The organism is Falsiroseomonas sp. HW251, assembly GCF_050563545.1.
GTDB lineage: Bacteria > Pseudomonadota > Alphaproteobacteria > Acetobacterales > Acetobacteraceae > Falsiroseomonas.
Genome location: NZ_JBNXUM010000011.1, coordinates 144,910 through 161,216, shown reverse-complemented (window position 1 = coordinate 161,216; position 16,307 = coordinate 144,910). Strand labels below are relative to the sequence as shown.

At 72.1% G+C, this 16,307-nt stretch carries 18 protein-coding genes; 9 read left to right on the top strand and 9 right to left on the bottom strand.

Annotated features, from left to right (window positions below):
* Positions 1 to 1,245: an aspartate kinase gene (locus ACLF3M_RS15365; RefSeq protein ID WP_430657821.1), complete on the bottom strand. Its 1,245-nt coding sequence runs from the start codon at positions 1,243 to 1,245 to the stop codon at positions 1 to 3.
* A gap of 135 nt (positions 1,246 to 1,380) precedes the next feature.
* On the opposite strand from ACLF3M_RS15365, the gene ubiG reads away from it, so the two are divergent.
* Positions 1,381 to 2,124, top strand: a complete 744-nt coding sequence (gene ubiG / locus ACLF3M_RS15360; RefSeq protein WP_430657820.1) for a bifunctional 2-polyprenyl-6-hydroxyphenol methylase/3-demethylubiquinol 3-O-methyltransferase UbiG — start codon at positions 1,381 to 1,383, stop codon at positions 2,122 to 2,124.
* 60 nt (positions 2,125 to 2,184) lie between these two features.
* Here the strand turns inward: ubiG and ACLF3M_RS15355 are convergent, their stop codons facing one another.
* From ACLF3M_RS15355 to ACLF3M_RS15330, 6 genes are all read right to left on the bottom strand, one after another.
* Positions 2,185 to 3,432 carry a BNR-4 repeat-containing protein gene (locus tag ACLF3M_RS15355; RefSeq protein ID WP_430657819.1) on the bottom strand — a complete coding sequence of 416 codons (1,248 nt, stop codon included), beginning with the start codon at positions 3,430 to 3,432 and terminating at the stop codon, positions 2,185 to 2,187.
* 9 nt (positions 3,433 to 3,441) lie between these two features.
* Positions 3,442 to 3,930, bottom strand: a complete 489-nt coding sequence (locus ACLF3M_RS15350) for a DUF1178 family protein (protein ID WP_430657818.1) — start codon at positions 3,928 to 3,930, stop codon at positions 3,442 to 3,444.
* 80 nt (positions 3,931 to 4,010) lie between these two features.
* On the bottom strand, positions 4,011 to 4,268 hold the full coding sequence (grxC, locus tag ACLF3M_RS15345; RefSeq protein WP_430657817.1) for a glutaredoxin 3: 258 nt from the start codon (positions 4,266 to 4,268) through the stop codon (positions 4,011 to 4,013).
* 31 nt (positions 4,269 to 4,299) lie between these two features.
* Positions 4,300 to 5,061, bottom strand: coding sequence for a double zinc ribbon domain-containing protein (locus ACLF3M_RS15340; protein WP_430657816.1), 762 nt, complete (start codon positions 5,059 to 5,061; stop codon positions 4,300 to 4,302).
* Complete coding sequence (locus ACLF3M_RS15335) at positions 5,058 to 6,635, bottom strand: rhodanese-like domain-containing protein (protein WP_430657815.1); 1,578 nt, start codon at positions 6,633 to 6,635, stop codon at positions 5,058 to 5,060. The genes ACLF3M_RS15340 and ACLF3M_RS15335 overlap by 4 nt, the downstream gene beginning before the upstream one ends.
* Positions 6,632 to 7,246 carry a cysteine dioxygenase gene (locus ACLF3M_RS15330; RefSeq protein ID WP_430657814.1) on the bottom strand — a complete coding sequence of 205 codons (615 nt, stop codon included), beginning with the start codon at positions 7,244 to 7,246 and terminating at the stop codon, positions 6,632 to 6,634. The genes ACLF3M_RS15335 and ACLF3M_RS15330 overlap by 4 nt, the downstream gene beginning before the upstream one ends.
* A gap of 79 nt (positions 7,247 to 7,325) precedes the next feature.
* Here ACLF3M_RS15330 and ACLF3M_RS15325 point away from each other — a divergent pair, with 79 nt between their 5' ends.
* The 6 genes from ACLF3M_RS15325 to ACLF3M_RS15300 all read left to right on the top strand — a co-directional run bounded on the left by ACLF3M_RS15325 (position 7,326) and on the right by ACLF3M_RS15300 (position 11,721).
* The gene (locus ACLF3M_RS15325; protein WP_430657813.1) at positions 7,326 to 8,210 is read left to right on the top strand and encodes a methyltransferase domain-containing protein; all 885 of its coding nucleotides are present in this window, start codon (positions 7,326 to 7,328) and stop codon (positions 8,208 to 8,210) included.
* A gap of 158 nt (positions 8,211 to 8,368) precedes the next feature.
* Entirely contained in the window at positions 8,369 to 9,178 is an 810-nt protein-coding gene (gene map / locus ACLF3M_RS15320) for a type I methionyl aminopeptidase (RefSeq protein ID WP_430657812.1), read from the top strand.
* Positions 9,179 to 9,251: 73 nt separating this feature from the next.
* The gene (locus ACLF3M_RS15315) at positions 9,252 to 9,644 is read left to right on the top strand and encodes a DUF2306 domain-containing protein (protein ID WP_430657811.1); all 393 of its coding nucleotides are present in this window, start codon (positions 9,252 to 9,254) and stop codon (positions 9,642 to 9,644) included.
* Between the two features lie 70 nt (positions 9,645 to 9,714).
* Positions 9,715 to 10,455, top strand: coding sequence for a RadC family protein (gene radC / locus ACLF3M_RS15310; protein ID WP_430657810.1), 741 nt, complete (start codon positions 9,715 to 9,717; stop codon positions 10,453 to 10,455).
* Between the two features lie 55 nt (positions 10,456 to 10,510).
* Positions 10,511 to 11,338, top strand: coding sequence for a S1C family serine protease (locus ACLF3M_RS15305; protein WP_430657809.1), 828 nt, complete (start codon positions 10,511 to 10,513; stop codon positions 11,336 to 11,338).
* An 11-nt stretch (positions 11,339 to 11,349) separates the two neighbouring features.
* Positions 11,350 to 11,721 (top strand): nuclear transport factor 2 family protein, encoded by a 372-nt coding sequence (locus ACLF3M_RS15300; RefSeq protein ID WP_430657808.1) that lies wholly within the window; start codon positions 11,350 to 11,352, stop codon positions 11,719 to 11,721.
* On the opposite strand, the gene ACLF3M_RS15295 is transcribed toward ACLF3M_RS15300, so the two are convergent.
* Both ACLF3M_RS15295 and ACLF3M_RS15290 read right to left on the bottom strand, forming a co-directional pair.
* On the bottom strand, positions 11,690 to 12,337 hold the full coding sequence (locus ACLF3M_RS15295) for a 2-hydroxychromene-2-carboxylate isomerase (RefSeq protein WP_430657807.1): 648 nt from the start codon (positions 12,335 to 12,337) through the stop codon (positions 11,690 to 11,692). The two genes, ACLF3M_RS15300 and ACLF3M_RS15295, sit on opposite strands and share 32 nt — an antisense overlap.
* 7 nt (positions 12,338 to 12,344) lie before the next feature.
* Positions 12,345 to 12,734, bottom strand: a complete 390-nt coding sequence (locus ACLF3M_RS15290; RefSeq protein ID WP_430657806.1) for a PH domain-containing protein — start codon at positions 12,732 to 12,734, stop codon at positions 12,345 to 12,347.
* Between the two features lie 626 nt (positions 12,735 to 13,360).
* Here ACLF3M_RS15290 and ACLF3M_RS15285 point away from each other — a divergent pair.
* A complete protein-coding gene (locus tag ACLF3M_RS15285; protein ID WP_430657867.1) occupies positions 13,361 to 15,001 on the top strand; it encodes a DEAD/DEAH box helicase in 1,641 nt (546 codons plus the stop codon).
* A 79-nt stretch (positions 15,002 to 15,080) separates the two neighbouring features.
* A complete protein-coding gene (locus ACLF3M_RS15280; protein ID WP_430657805.1) occupies positions 15,081 to 16,289 on the top strand; it encodes an acyl-CoA dehydrogenase in 1,209 nt (402 codons plus the stop codon).
* The last annotated feature ends 18 nt before the right edge of the window (positions 16,290 to 16,307 follow it).

The window sequence follows — 16,307 nt, the reverse complement described above, 5'->3', positions numbered from 1 at the left end:
TCAGTCCTCTCCGCGGCGCGCGGGCTCGGGTCCGTCGAGGCCATAGGCCGTATGGAGCGCACGCACCGCGAGCTCGGTGTAGTCAACGGGGATCAGCACGGAGACCTTGATCTCGCTGGTCGAGATGACCTGGATGTTGATGCCCTTCTCCGCCAGCGCCTTGAACATGGTCGAGGCGACGCCGGCATGGGTGCGCATGCCGATGCCAACGACGGAGATCTTGGCGACCTCGGCATCGGTGACCAGCGCCTCGTAGCCGATGTCGCCCCTCTGCTTCTCCAGGATGTCCTTCGCGCGCGGCAGGTCGGCGCGGCCGACAGTGAAGGTCATGTCGGTGGTGCCGTCGGCGCCGATGTTCTGGACGATCATGTCCACGTTCACGTTGTTCGCCGCCATCGGCCCGAAGACATGGGCGGCGATGCCGGGCCGGTCAGGCACGCGGCGGAGCGTCACCTTCGCCTCGTCGCGGGAATAGGCGATGCCGGACACGATAGGCTGTTCCACGATCTCGTCCTCGTCAACGACCAGGCTGCCTGGCTTGTCCTCGAAACTGGAGAGCACCTGCACGCGCACGCGCTGCTTCATCGCAAGCTCGACCGAGCGCGTCTGCAGCACCTTGGCACCGACGGAGGCGAGTTCCAGCATTTCCTCGTAGCTGATGCGCTCGAGCTTCCTCGCGCGCGGCACGATGCGGGGGTCGGTGGTGTAGACCCCGTCCACGTCGGTGTAGATGTCGCAGCGTTCGGCCCTCACCGCGGCCGCGACCGCGACGGCCGACAGATCCGACCCGCCGCGGCCCAGGGTGGTCACGCGGTTGCGGTCGGGCTCGATGCCCTGGAAGCCCGCAATCACCGGCACTTGGCCCGCTTTCATGCGCTCGATCAGCAGGCTGCCGTCGATGCGGTCCACGCGGGCCTTGCCATGCGCGGCGTCGGTGACGATGGGGATCTGCCAGCCCTGCCAGGACCTTGCGTCAACGCCGATGGTCTGCAGCGCGATGGCCAGCAGCCCGATCGTGACCTGCTCGCCGGTCGCGACGACGACGTCGTATTCCCGGGCATCGTGCAGGGGCGAGAGCTCGGAGCACCACTTGACCAGCTGGTTGGTGGCGCCGGCCATGGCCGAGACGACGACGGCGACCTCGTTGCCGGCCTCCACCTCGCGCTTGACGCGGTTGGCCACGTTCCGGATGCGGTCGAGATCGGCGACGGAGGTGCCGCCGAACTTCATGACGATGCGGGCCATTATCGGGTGCGGGGCCTTGGCAGGGATAGGGGCGCGCGGCGTGGCGGCGGCGGGCGGCCCCTGTTGCGCCCCACCGGGGGCGCTCAGATAAACGGGGCGCGAGCGGGGGGCAACCGCCCGTTGGCAGGAGCAGGCATGACGACGGCGGTCGAGGCGGAGATCCGGAAGTTCGGGGCGCTGGCCGGGCGCTGGTGGGACCCGGGCGGGCCGATGAAGCCTCTGCACCGGATGAACCCGCTGCGGACGGGCTGGATCGCCGGGCGGATCGCGGCGGCGGAGGACCGGAAGGGGCGCGACCTGTCGGGGCTACGCCTGCTGGATGTGGGCTGCGGCGCCGGCCTGGCTTCCGAGGCCTTCGCGCGCATGGGGGCCTCGGTCACGGGCCTCGACGCGGCCGGCGAGGCGCTGGAGGCCGCGCGGGAGCATGCCGCGGCCGGCGGGCTCGCGATCGACTACCGTGAGGGCACGCCGGAGGCGCTGGCCGCGACGGGCGAGACCTTCGACGCCGTGGTCGCGCTGGAGGTCATCGAGCATGTCGAGGACCGCGATGCCTTCCTGGCCGCGCTGGCGGCGCTGGCGAAGCCGGGGGGTGTCGCGCCGGAGGCGCGCGGGGGAATGGTCTTCCTCTCCACCCTGAACCGGACGGCGCGGTCCTTTCTGTTCGCGAAGCTCGGCGCGGAATACCTGCTGCGCATGCTGCCCGTGGGGACGCATGACTGGCGGATGTTCGTCAGCCCCGGCGAACTCGGCGCAGGGCTGCGGCGCGCAGGGCTGGCGGTGACCGACCTTGCGGGGATGACGATGGACCCGCTGAGCGGCCGCTGGCGGGAGAGCCGGGACCTCGGGGTGAACTACCTGGTGGCGGCGAGGCGGGGGTGATCACGGGCCGCGCAGCGCCTCGACAGCCAGCGGCCTCTCGGCGCCGGTTCAGGCTCAAGACTAATCCAGCATCGCCGCGTGGATCGCGGTGTCGAAGTCGTTGAAGCTGGCGTAGCGGCCCGCCATCCAGAGCAGCGCGCGCGACGGGCCGCCGATGCGGCGGCTGAAGACCGGGCGGATGTTGTCCTCGGAGGAGCCGGCGGTCACGGGCTCGAAGCGCGCGCGCCGCGCCGTCCAGTCCACGCGGCCGAGGTAGATCTCGCGATGGGACAGCGCCGCGCCCGTCGCGGGGCAGATGCCGGCCGAGAGCGCGATGCGGTCGGGATCCTCGGGGTCGATGCAGACCAGCCCGCTGTAGTCGTCCTCGCCGGGATAGAGGCAGGGGCCGGCGGCCGCGACCTCCAGGCAGTCCCAGCCCGCGCCGTCCCAGCGGGCGAGGCGGTAGCGGATATCCTCGCCGCCCGCGCCGCGGCGATGCCGGGCCGCCGCGCCCGAGACCTGGACGGAGAAAGCGATGGTGACGCGCCCGCCGGGCCCGGCCGCGATGTCGCAGACCCAGGGCACGGCATCGGCGGAGCCCTCGAACACCCGGGTGAAGCCGGCGAACCCCATCGCAGGCGGCGGTCCGGCGGCCCGGCCGTCGGAGCCGCGCAGCACGCCGTCCTCCAGCACCGCGTGATGGACGGAGGTGTCGTAGGATCGCGGATGGTCCTCGACGGCCGCGATGTGCAGGCGCGGCCCGTCCTGCGCATAGACCACATAGGGCCGGCCGCCGCCGAGGCCCGTGGCGCGCGGATCCTCCGGCGCCGGCCGCGGCCAGCGCAGCAGCGTCCCGGCATGGACGAAGCCCCGCATCGGATCGTCGGAGGCGAGGCAGTTCGGGTTCCGGCCGCGGCCGCGATGGAAGTTCAGCACGCGGCCGTCGGGAAGGCGGAAGAGGTTGCTGTAGGACACCCGCGCCCCGGTTTCCGTCCGCATCACGGGTGAGAGCGGGTTGAGCCCGAGGTCCAGGACCTGGTGGGCGATCGCGGTGCCGCTGTCGTGCCCCTGCCAGGCCGCGAGGAGCCTGTCGCCGCCCAGCCAGCAGAGCGCAGGCACATTGTGGTCATCCGGCGGGGCGATCCGGTCCAGCACGACCGAGACCCTGGTCTTGCCATCCCCGCCGATGGCGGTCAGCCGGAGGTCGCCGGCGCGCGCCGCGCCCGCGTCACGGCCCGCCACGCTGCCGAAGACGGTGACGCCGCCGATGCTCAGCGCGCGTTCGCGGTGGAACCAGCACCAGCCGGCGTTGTCCTGGACAACCGGCACGGCGCGGCGTCAGCCGTCCGCGCGTGGGACCCAGGGGAGGCGGGCGATGTCGATGCCCTCGTCGGCCAGCGCCTCGGCCTCGGCGTCGGAGGCCTCGCCGTAGATCCCCCGCGCCTCGGCCTCCCCGGTGTGGATCTTGCGGGCCTCTTCCGCGAAATCCTTGCCGACGTAGTCGCAATTCTTCTCGACCTCGGCGCGCAGGCGCTGGAGCATGGCCATGACCTGGGCCGGCATCGGGCCGGCGGCCATCTGCGGGCCCTGGGGCGGCTGGGACGGCGGGGCGGGCGGCGGCGCCTCGGCCTGCGGCGGCGCGGGCGGCCTGGCCTTCTTCCGGCTGGACACCACGGCGGGCGCCATCAGCGCCTTCTCGACCGCTGCGCTGCCGCAGACCGCGCACTCGACCAGCCCGGCCTTCGCCAGCTTCTCGAAGCCGGCGCCGTCCTGGAACCAGCTCTCGAATTCGTGCCCGGCGCCGCAGCGCAGCTTGTAGCGGATCATGCCCCTGTCCTGGCCGCCCTGTGTGGCGGCGCAATGGCATTTGGCAGTCCTGGGGCCGGTGTGCCAGAGGGGGGGCGCCCTCAGCCCGCCAGCAGCGCGTCCAGTTCGCCCTTGCGGTCCAGCGCGATCAGCTCGTCGGACCCGCCGACATGCTTCCCGTCGATGAAGACCTGCGGGACGGTGGTGCGGCCACCCGACCGCTCGATCGACTCGGCGCGGTTGGCGGAGCCGTGCGGGGCGTATTTCTCCTCGAAGGGGACGCCCTTCTTCGTCAGCAGCGCCAGCGCGCGCGCGCAGTAACCGCAGAAATCCTGGGTGTAGATCTCGACCTTCGCCATGCGGCAGAGGTCGCCGCGCCGGGGGCGCGCGTCAAGCCCGCGGGCTGGATTCCAGCCGCGGGTCAGGCACGCGCGCGGCGGCCAGCACGTCCACCCCCGCCGCGCCCGCCGCCAGCAGGACGCGCGCGCAGGCCCCGGCCGTCGCGCCGGATGTCATGACGTCGTCCACCAGCAGCACGCGCCTGCCCGCGATGCGTGGCGCGGCGCCGCGGCCGAGGGCGAAGGCACCGGCGAGCGTGGCCTCGCGGTCCTCGGCACGGAGATGATCGAGCGAGGGTGTGGGCCGCGGCCGGCGCAGCAGGTCGGGGATCCAGGGCTTGCCGGCGGAGGCCGCGATGCGGCGGGCCAGCAGCGCGGCCTGGTTGTAGCGCCGCGCGGCCAGCCGGCGCCAATGCAGCGGCACCGGCGTCAGCACGTCGGCGCGGACGATGAGCTCGGCTCCGGCGCGGGCCATGCGGGCGGCCAGCGGCGCGGCGAAATCGGTGCGGTCGGCATGCTTGAAGGGCAGGATCAGGCGGCGCGCGCCCTCGTCGTAGCGCAGCGCGGCGCGGGCAGCGTCGTAGGGCGGCGGCCTGTTCAGGCAGGAAGCGCAGTCGCCGCCCGGCCCGGCCTGGCCGGCATGCAGGAAGGGCACGCCGCAGCGCCGGCAATAGGGCGGGGTCAGCAGGTGCAGGCCCCGCCAGCACCCCGCGCAGAGCGCGCCCTGCGCGTCCACGGGGCTGTCGCAGGTCAGGCAGACCGGCGGCAGCAGCGCGTCGAGGAAGGCGGTGGCCAGGCGGCCGAGCGTCGTCACCCCCACTGGCCGAAGCGGGCGTCGCCGTCGCGCTCGACCTGCTTCACCAGCTCCACCTCCCAGGAGAGGTAGTCGCGCATGGCCTGCTCGACGCCGTGGTTGCGGTCATAGGGGCGGAGGTGGAAGTCCACGCAAGCCTCGTCCGGCGGGTCGGCGCGGTCCGCCAGCACGGGCAGCCCGGCCGCCTTCCAGCCCTCGACGCCGCCTTCGAGGGCGGCGATCGGCGCCTTCACCAGGCCGCGCAGCTCCGCCACGGCAAGGGCGGCGAGCATCGGCTCCGGCCCCGCCACCACGATGCGGCGGTCGGCCGGCAGGCGCGGCGTGATGCGCGAGAGGCGGGTGCGGACGCCCCAGACCGCGCCCGGGATGTGGCCGGCACGGAAGGCGATGGAGCGCTGGAGGTCCACCACCGTCGCGCCGCCCTCGGCCAGCGACGCCGCGAGGTCGGCCACGCTCATGCGCGGCGTGCCTGGCGGGAAGGTCGGCGCCGGCGCCGTCTCCAGCCTGCCGTCCAGGCCGCCTTCCAGCACGAAGACCTCCCACCCCCCGAGCTGGCGCAGCCAGCCCGCGGTCATCAGCGCCCGCGTGCCGGTGTCGTCCACCAGCACGATGCGCGCGCCGCGCACCGCGACCCAGCCATCGGTGGCCTGCACGAGCTGCCCGCCCGGCGCATTGACCGAGCCCTCGAGGTGGCCGGCCGCGAATTCACCGGCGTCGCGGACGTCCAGCAGGTAGGTCGTGCGTGTCGCGCCGGCACGCATTGCGGCCAGCCCCGCGCGGTCCACCCGCTTCACCCCATGCGCCTCCGCGAAGCGGCGCGCGCGGGCCAGGCTTTCGGCGGCGTCGGCCGGCGTGCCCTCCTCGTAGCGGTCGGTGCGGCCATGCTCGCAGCGAAAGCCCGCGAGCTCCCAGCCCATCGTGCCGTTGCGGAGCGCCACCACGCGCTGCGCCAGCCCGGCCTGGCGTAGGCTCTCCGCCCCCATGATGGAGCGGGTGCGGCCGGCGCAGTTCACGACGACCGTGGTCGTCGGCCGCGCCAGCATGGAGGGGACGCGATAGGCGAGTTCCCCGCCCGGAACGGAGATGCCGCCGGGGATGGACATGGCGCGGAACTCGGCGGGGGTGCGGCTGTCCACGATCAGCAGGTCCTCGCCGCGCGCCTGCATGGCGTGCAGTTCCTCCGCGCTGACCGAGGGCGTGCCGTAATGGTGCTCCACCCATTCGCCGAAGGCCTTGGAGGGCACGTTGACGCCGGAAAAGAGCTCGAAGCCCGCCTTGCCCCAGGCCGGCGTGCCGCCCTCCAGCACATGCACGTCGGACCAGCCGAGGCCGCGCAGGACCTGCGCGAGCATCGTGGCGTAGCCCTCGCCGCCATCGGTGCAGACCGTTCGGACGGAGCGGCGGGGAACCAGGCGCGGGGCGCGCAGCTCGGCCTGCGACAGCGGGCAGGGCACCGCCCAGAAGAGATGGCTGGCGCCGAACTCGCCTTCCTCGCGCGCGTCGAGGATGGCGAGCTCCTGGCCGTCGCGCAGCCACGCCTTCAGGGTGGCCGCGCCGACCGCCGGCACGGTCATGCCTTGGCCGTCGCAGTCGGCTTCATGAAGTTCTTGTTGTAGGGCACGACGGCGCCGGTCTCGGGGTCGTAGCCCCGGCGGTTGTCGAGCTTCTCCAGCGCCAGGCCGTACATGTGGAGGTGGCGCGTCGGGCGGTCGCCGGTTGTGTGGATGGAGTGGATGTCCTCCGGCATCAGGCAGATGCCGCGCCCGGGCTCGACCATGATCTCCTCGCGGACGCGAAGCTCGCATCTGTCGGGGTCGGAGCCGTCGTCGGTGCGCTCATAGACCTTGTTGAGCTCCTGCCCGTCCACGGCGACGACGACGGCCCAGGTCGTGTGGTCGTGCGGCTTGGTGGAGTTCCCGGGGTTCAGCGCGTTCATGTAGAGCGCGAAGCGGTTGCCCGGATCCTCCTGCAGGAGGTAGCGGTTGGAGCCCTTCTCGCCGTTCGGCGGGGGCGGGAAGGTGGCGGAGGGGAACAGGTGCTCCTGCGCCGCGAGCTTCATCATCTCGGCGCGGATCTTCTCGAGCGCGGGGCGGGTGACGCCGTGCTCGGCCTCGATGGCGCGGATGCGGTCGATGGTGGCGGCGACCGCGGCCGCGCGGGCGGCGGAGACGTCGGTGGCGTTCATGGGCTGGCCTCCTCCTTCGTGTTCCGGCGGGAGCCTACGCCTGCTTGCGGGCCGCGCGAAGCCGGCGCATCTGCCCGCGATGGACGGGATGCGGGTCTTCGACCGGCGATTGCTGCGCAAGCGCCGCGACCGCGCCGCGGCGACGGTGTCGCGCGTCGCGCCGATCCTGGAGGATTGCGCGGAGCGGCTGCTCGACCGGCTGGACGACACGACCCGGCGCTTCTCCCGCGCGCTCGATCTCGGCGGGCGGGGCGTGGTGGCGCCGAGGCTCGCCGCGCGGGGCATCCCCTTCGTGGTGTCGGCCGACCTGTCGCCCGGGATGGCGGCGCGCGCCGGCGGCCTGCCGGTCGCGGCGGACGAGGAGTTCTTGCCCTTCGCCCCGGAGAGCTTCGACCTGGTGGTGGCCAGCGTCTCGCTGCACTGGGTCAACGACCTGCCCGGCGCGCTGATCCAGATCCGGCGCTGCCTGGCCCCGGACGGGCTGTTCCTGGCCTCCATCCCCGGCCTCGGCACGCTGCAGCCCCTGCGGGAGGCGCTGGCCGAGGCGGAGACGTCCCTGCGCGGCGGGCTGTCGCCGCGGGTCTCGCCCTTCCCCGAGCTCCGCGACGCCGCGGGGCTGCTGCAGCGCGCGGGCTTCGCGCTGCCGGTCGCGGACCAGGAGGAGGTGCCGCTGGCCTACCGGACCGCGCTCGGCCTCTTCGCCGACCTCCGCGCGGCCGGCGAGACCAACGCGGTGCTGGCGGCGGATCGCCGCCCGCCGCCGCGGGCGCTGCTGCCGATGGCCGCCGCGGCGCTGCCGCAGGGGCCGGAGGGGATCGCGCCGGGCCTCAGGCTGATCATGATGACGGGCTGGGCGCCGCATGAGAGCCAGCAGAAGCCGGCCCGGCCCGGCAGCGCGACCGTCAGGCTGGCGGATGCGCTGGGGACGGTGGAGCGGAAGGCGGGGGAGCGCCCGGGGGGCTGATCCCGCGGGATCGGCGGAGGGACGCAGTCCCGGAGGCACGAAACGGCCGGGCAACGCAAGACCCCCGCGCCCCGCGCGCGCCAGCCTTGCCTTGCAACCGCCGGTCCCCGCGCGCATCTTCCGGCCCTCGGCCCAGCCCAGCGGACAGTCACGACACCATGGAGCAGCAGGGCGGCGAAGCGCGCCGCATCACCATCCATCGCCCCGAGGATTTCGAGGGCATGCGCCGTGCCGGACGCCTCGCCGCCGAGACGCTCGACATGATCACGCCGCATGTGCAGCCCGGCGTCACCACGGAGCAGCTCGACCGCATCATCCACGATTGGATCCTGGCGCACGGCGCCACCCCCGCGACGCTGGGCTACCGCGGCTACACCAAGTCGTCCTGCACCTCGATCAACCACGTGGTCTGCCACGGCATCCCCGGCGAGCGCATGCTGGCCGATGGCGACATCGTCAACATCGACGTCACCGTCATCCTCGACGGCTGGCATGGCGACAGCAGCCGCATGTACGTGGCCGGCACGGCGTCCACCAAGGCGCGGCTGCTGATGGATGTGACCTACGAATCGATGATGCGCGGCGTCGCGGCGATCCGGCCGGGCGCCACCCTCGGCGACATCGGCCATGCCATCCAGGCCTTCGTGGAACGCCACCGCTTCTCCGTCGTGCGGGATTTCTGCGGCCACGGCATCGGGCGGCGCTTCCACGAGCCGCCGAACGTGCTGCATTTCGGCCGGCCCGGCGAAGGGCCCGTCCTCAGGCCCGGCATGTTCTTCACGGTGGAGCCGATGGTGAATGCCGGCCGCCCCGAGGTGAAGATCCTCGACGATGGCTGGACCGCCGTGACGCGGGACCGGAGCCTTTCGGCGCAGTTCGAGCACATGGTCGGCGTCACCGAGGACGGGGTGGAGATCTTCACCATCTCGCCCGCCGGCCTGCATCGCCCGCCCTACAGCGGGCGCTGAAGCCGCGGGCAATGCTTGCCCCGACATGGCCCGCCTGTTATGTGAATGAGTGTCACATGGCGGGTGGCCGGTCATGAACCTCGCCCCTCTGACGGCAGCGCCCGTTCTCGTGCAGCTCCATGTCGCCGCCGCGCTCGGCGCGCTTCTCGTCGGCATCCTCCAGTTCGCCGGCCGCAAGGGCCGCACCCCGCATCGCGTGCTGGGCTGGGCCTGGGTTGGGCTGATGCTGGCGGTGGCGCTCTCCGCCCTCGGCATCACGGGCAAGGATGGGCGCTATTCCTGGATCCACCTGATCGTGCCCTTCGTGCTGGTCCTCGTGCCGCTCGCCGTGCTGATGGCGCGCCGGCACCGCGTTGGGCGCCATCGCAACCTGATGCTCGGCCTCTATCTCGGTGCGCTGGTCCTCACGGGGCTGTTCACCCTGATGCCGGGGCGGATCATGCACGACGTGCTGCTCGGCGGCTGAGCCGGTCGCGCATGCCCGACTCTCGCCCGACGGTTGTAATCCCGCCCTGCGCTGCGGCAGTCTGGCGGCGATGGCCAGGACGCCACAGCTCTCGGAGGCCGCCGGCCTCTTCGCCCTGACCCCGGTCGGCGAGGAAGCGCCACCGGGCCATCTCGGCCATCGCGACCGGCTGCGCCGCAAGCTGCTGGATGCCGGGCCGGACGCGCTGGCGGATTACGAGCTGCTCGAGCTGCTGCTCTTTTTCGCGATCCTCCGCCGCGACACCAAGCCCGTCAGCAAGGCGATGGTCGAGCGCTTCGGCAGCTTCGCCAATGTGCTGGCCGCCCCGCCCGAGGCGCTGAAGGAGGTAGAGGGCGTCGGCGACGCCGCGGTCGCCGTCATCAAGGCCGCCCAGGCCGCGGCGCTCCGCCTGCTGCGCGCCGAGGCGACGGAGAAGCCGGTGCTGAACAACTGGGACCGGCTGACGGCGTATCTCCAGGCCGCCATGGCGCGCGATTCGATCGAGCAGTTCCGCATCCTTTTCCTGGACACGAAGAACCGGCTGATCGCCGACGAGGCGCAGGCCCGCGGGACGGTCAACCACACGCCGGTCTACCCGCGGGAGGTGGTGAAGCGCGCGCTCGAGCTCGGCGCCACCGCGCTGATCCTGGTGCACAACCACCCCAGCGGCGACCCCACCCCGTCGCGGGCCGACATCGAGATGACGGCGGAGGTGAAGGCGGCCGCCGGCGTGATGGGCATCATCGTCCATGACCACCTCATCGTCGGCAACGGCCGGCATTTGTCCTTCCGGCGGGAGGGCCTGCTGTAACGAAGCGACGCGGCGATTGACCGGGATGCGCCGATCTCGGCATGGTTCCCTCGTCATGCGTCTCATCCCGCTTCTTCCCGCGCTCTTGATCGGCCTGGCCGCCGGCGCGGCGCTCGGCCAGGGCAAGCCGGGGCCTGCTCCCGCCTTCCCGCCGCTGCCGACGCAGAAGCCGCCAGCGCTCGCCGCCGCGCCGGTGCCGGCCGCGCCGGGCAAGCCTGGCGCGCCGGCGCCGACGCCGCCGGGTGGCTCGGGACGGACGCTCTCCACCGGCACCGGCTTCGTCGTGGCACCCGGCCGCGCGCTGACCAACCACCACGTCATCGAGGGCTGCCTGGCGGTGCGCTACCGCAATGCCGCCGGGACCGAGGGCGCGGCACGCGTCGTGACCTCGGACCGGGAGGTGGACCTCGCCCTGCTGGAACTGCCGGCCGAGGCCGGCCCGCCCCTGCCCTTCCGGCGCGAGGCCAATCTCCGCCGCGGCGAGGGCGTCCTGACCTACGGCTTCCCTCTGGCGGGGCTGCTGTCCTCGGGGCCGACGCTGACGACGGGCGAGATCTCGGCGCTGGCGGGGCTCGGCGACAACCAGCGGCAGTTCCAGATCAGCGCACCGGTGCAGCCCGGGAATTCCGGCGGCCCGCTGCTCGACATGAGCGGCAACGTGGTCGGCGTGATCGTGTCCAAGCTCAACGCCCAGCGCATCGCGCAGCGCACCGGCGACATCCCGCAGAACGTCAACTTCGCGGTCAAGCACACCGAGGCGCTGGCCTTCCTCCGCGCCAACCGCGTCGAGCCCCGCCTGGTGGATCGCGCCCAGCCACGCGCGGCGGACGAGGTGGGCGAGACCGTCCACCCCTCGGTTCTGTTCCTGCGCTGCATGGGGTGAGGCGGCAGGCGATGCGCGACGAGGACCTTGCCGCCATCGAGCGCACCGCCTGTCTCTACATGCAGGGCATGCATGAAGCCGACGCCGCGAAGCTGAATGCCGCCTTCCATCCCACGGCACGCATCCAGGGTTACCGTGGCGGCGAATGGCGAAGCCTGACACGCGAGCAGTTCGTCTCCTACGCCGCCGGCCTCGGCCCGCGCGAGGCCGCGGGCGAGCGCTTCGACATGCGCATCGTGTCGATCGACCGCGCCGGCCGGGCAGCCGTGGTGAAGGTCGCCATGCGCTGGAACGGCCGGGACTACGTGGACTTCCTGTCGATGATCCGACGCGACGAGGACGGCTGGACGGTCAGCGAGAAGACCTTCCACTCGCCGACCTGACCTCGCCTGAGGTCGGGCGAAGGGTTCCGTTCTTCGCCCAGGCCAGCGCGTCCTCCAGCCGGTCGTCGCCCCAGAAGACCTCGCCCGCCGCCACGAAGCTCGGTGCGCCGAAGACGCCGAGCGCCTTCGCCTCCTCCGTCGCGGCGTCGTAGGCCGCGCGGATCGCGTCCGACCGGGCCTCCTCCAGCGCCGCCGCCACGTCGAGCCCGAGGCCGCCGAGCGCGCCCGCGAGGTTGTCGGGCTGGCCGGCCTCGATCCCCTGCTCGAACCACAGGCGATAGGCGGCGCGGATGTAGTCGCGCCCCCAGCCCCGCTGCAGGCCGAGCACCGCGACCTTGTTCGCCAGGTCGAATTCCTCCAGCGGATAGGGCGCGGGGATCCTCGGCGACAGGCCGCGCGCGGCGGCGCGGCGTGCGATGTCGCGCCACATGTAGGCCGCCTTGACCGGCTTGTTGCGGAAGGGGGAGTTGTTCTGCTCGACCATGATCTTCCGCACGGAGAAGGCGCGCCAGTTCAGCGCCACGCCTTCGGCCTGGGCCACCGCCTCGGCCCGCATCACCGCGAGATAGGTGTAGGTGCTGCCGATCGAGACCCAGAAATCCACCGTCGCGGTCATCGTCGCCTCATCCGTCCAGGTTGGTCGCCGTGCGCGGGCGGGCCGAGGCGTTCCAGGCCTTGCGGATCGCCTCGCTCACGCCGATGGGGTCTGGCACGCCGCGCAGCACGTGGTTCTCCTCCGACCTTCCTTCCGTCGCCTTGATCACGACGTCGCCGATCCCGACCAGGCGGTGCCACAGCGCCTGCTTCGACACGACGTCGCGGATGCGGAAGATCTCGATGTCGTCGCGCGTCTTGGTCCAGAAGCCCTGCTCGATGACGATGCGCTCGTTCGTCACCGTAATGCGCTGCCGGCCGAGGAAGGGCAGGCCGAGCAGCAGGATCGCGACGAGCCCTCGTCCCAGGCCGTAGGACCGCTTGGTCTCACGCGTCTCGAGGATGGTCGTCTCGGTCATCGTCGGCTCCCCCCGTTGCGGACTAATGCGATGGCGGCCAGCCCTGGGCAAGCCATTCGCGCAGGGCTGCGGTGGGTTCCGAGCGCGGCTGCCATGGCCCGCCTGCGCTTGATTTCCTGGAGACATCGGCGCATATGCCCGCCGTTCCCATGGGCTCCGCGCGCCTTTCGTTGCGCCCGCGGGCCGCATATTGGCCGCCCTTGCCCGACGGGGCCTCGGCGGCGCCGACAGGCCAGAGGCCATCAGAGAAGCGATCCTTGAGCGACCCGAGCGACGCGACCGCCCCGCGCGCGGCCGAGACCGAGCACAACGCCGACAGCACCGACACCGTCCCCGCGCCCATCGCCGCGGCGGAGGAGGCCGGGCGCGTCGAGGACGAGGCTGAGGAGATCGACGCCGACTCCGACGACGCCGACTCCGACGCCGAGGACGATCCCTCCGACGACGACCAGTCCTCCGACGAGGACGAGCAGGGCCCGACGGAGGAGGACGAGGCGCTGGCCGAGGAGGCCGCGAAGACCACCTTCGCCGATCTCGGCCTGTCCGAGCCGATCCTTCGGGCAGTCGCGGAATCCGGCTACCTCTACCCCACGCCGATCCAGGAACAGGCGATCCCGATCGTCCTGATGGGCCGCGACGTCATGGGCGTGGCGCAGACCGGCACCGGCAAGACCGCCGGCTTCACCTTGCCGATGCTCGACATCCTCGCGGGCAGCCGGGCCAAGGCGCGCATGCCGCGCAGCCTGATCCTGGAGCCGACGCGCGAGCTTGCGCTGCAGGTCGCCGAGCAGTTCGTGAAATACGGCAAGTACCTCGGCCTGAACCACGCGCTGCTGATCGGCGGCGAATCCATGAACGACCAGCGCGACGTGCTGGAGAAGGGCGTGGACGTGCTGATCGCGACGCCGGGGCGGCTGCTCGACCTGTTCGACCGCGGCCGCATCCTGCTCGCGGACTGCAAGGTGCTGGTGATCGACGAAGCCGACCGCATGCTCGACATGGGCTTCATCCCCGATGTCGAGAAGATCGTCTCCTTCCTGCCGAAGCTGCGCCAGACGCTGTTCTTCTCCGCCACCATGGCGCCCGAGATCCGGCGCCTGTCCGACCAGTTCCTGTCGAACCCCAAGGAGATCAGCGTCAGCCGCCCCGCGACGGTGGCGACGACGATCGTCACCGGCCTGGTCTGGGTGCGCGAGCACGACAAGCGCGAGGCGCTGCGGCGGATGTTGCGCAAGGAAGCGGTGCAGAACGCGCTGATCTTCTGCAACCGCAAGGTCGACGTGAACATCCTCTACAAGTCGCTGAAGAAGCACGGCTTCTCCGTGGGCGAGCTGCACGGGGACATGGACCAGTCCGCCCGCTTCGCCACGCTGAACCGCTTCAAGGCCGGCGACATCAAGCTGCTGGTGTGCAGCGACGTCGCGGCGCGCGGGCTCGACATCGGCGGGCTCAGCCACGTCTTCAACTTCGACGTGCCCTTCCACGCCGAGGACTACGTCCACCGCATCGGCCGCACCGGCCGCGCGGGGCGCGAGGGGCATGCCTTCACCCTCTCCTGCCCCGAGGACGCGAAGTCGCTCGCCGCGATCGAGAAGCTGACGGGCATGCCAATTCCCCGCATGGAGATCGAGGGCCTCGATCCCGTGACGCCGGAGGAGATCGCGGAGGGTGCCAAGGCGCGCCGCGGCCGCTTCGGCCGGGCGCCCTCGCGGGCGCCGGAGCGCGGCGGGGACCGCCGCGGGCGGGACGACCGCCCGAGGCGCGATGACCGCCGCGACGGCGGCGCACCGCGCCGCGACGACCGCCGCCGCGAGGAGCGCGCCGCCGAGCCGCAGGCGGATCGCACGCCCCGGCGCGACGGCGACCGGCCCCGCCGCGAGGAGCGCGCCGCCGAGCCGCGGGAGGATCGCACGCCCCGGCGCGACGAGGACCGGCCCCGCCGGGACGACCGCCGCGACCGGCCGCGGCGCGAGGAGCAGGCCGCCCGCGATGACCGAGCCCCGCGCCGCGAGGAGGACCGCCCGCGTCGTGACGACGACCGCGGGTCGCGTCGTGACGACGACCGGGGGTCGCGTCGTGACGACGATCGTGGGCCGCGTCGTGACGATCACCGCCGCGACCGGCGCGACGATCTCGGGCCGCCGGTGCAGGGCTTCGGCGACAGCGTGCCGGCCTTCATGACGATCCCGATCCCGCGCCCCCGGCGCGAGGAACCGGCCGCCCGCCACGACCCCGCGCCGGAGGCCGAGGCTTCCGAGGCGGCGTGAACGCCAGGGCGGTTGCTCCTGCCGGACAACCGCCTAGATTTCTGCCGTCGCCGCGCCGCCTGCCGCGAGGAGGAAACTCATGAACGTCGTCACCCCGGTCGCGAAGAAGTCCACGCTGCCGCCCTTCAAGTGGGACGATCCCCTCCTGCTGGACGAGGCGCTGACCGAGGACGAGCGGATGATCCGCGACGCCGCGCGCGACTTCTGCCAGGAGAAGCTGCTGCCGCGCGTCCAGGAAGCCTTCCGCAAGGAGCACTTCCACCGCGAGATCATGAACGAGTTCGGCGAGATGGGCTTCCTTGGCGCCACCCTCGACAGCCATGGCTGCGCCGGCGTGTCCTATGTCTCCTACGGGCTGATGGCGCGCGAGGTCGAGCGCGTGGACAGCGGCTACCGCTCCGCCTTCTCCGTGCAGTCCAGCCTGGTGATGTTTCCGATCCACGCCTTCGGGTCGGAGGCGCAGAAGGATAAGTACCTGCCGAAGCTGCGCACCGGCGAATGGGTGGGCTGCTTCGGCCTGACCGAGCCGGATGCGGGCTCCGATCCCTCGTCGATGCGCACCCGCGCGAGGAAGGTCGATGGCGGCTACCTGCTGAGCGGGTCGAAGACCTGGATCACCAACTCCCCGATCGCCGACATCGCGGTCGTCTGGGCGAAGGACGACGAGGGCATCCTGCGCGGCTTCATCCTGGAGCGCGGGATGAAGGGCCTCACCTTCCCGAAGATCGAAGGCAAGTTCAGCCTGCGGGCGTCGGTCACCGGCATGATCATGATGGACGAGGTCTTCGTCCCCGAGGAGAACCGCCTGCCCGGCGTGAAGTCCCTCGCCGGCCCGTTCAGCTGCCTGAACCGTGCGCGCTACGGCATCGCCTGGGGCTCGCTCGGCGCGGCCGAGGATTGCTGGCACCGCGCGCGCGACTACACCATGAACCGCAAGATGTTCGGCAAGCCGCTCGCCGCGACGCAGCTCATCCAGAAGAAGCTCGCGGACATGATGACGGAGATCACGCTCGGCCTGCATGCGGTGCTGCGCGTCGGGCGGCTCTTCGACGAGCACAAGGCGAGCCCGGAGATGATCAGCCTGGTGAAGCGCAACAACTGCGGCAAGGCGCTCGATATTGCGCGCGTCGCGCGCGACATGCATGGCGGCAACGGAATCGTGGACGAGTACCACGTCATCCGCCACGTCATGAACCTCGAGACCGTGAACACCTACGAGGGCACGCATGACGTGCATGCACTGATCCTCGGGCGTGCGCAGACCGGGCTGAACGCCTTCGGCGGCTGATTTGCGCCCGCGGAGGAG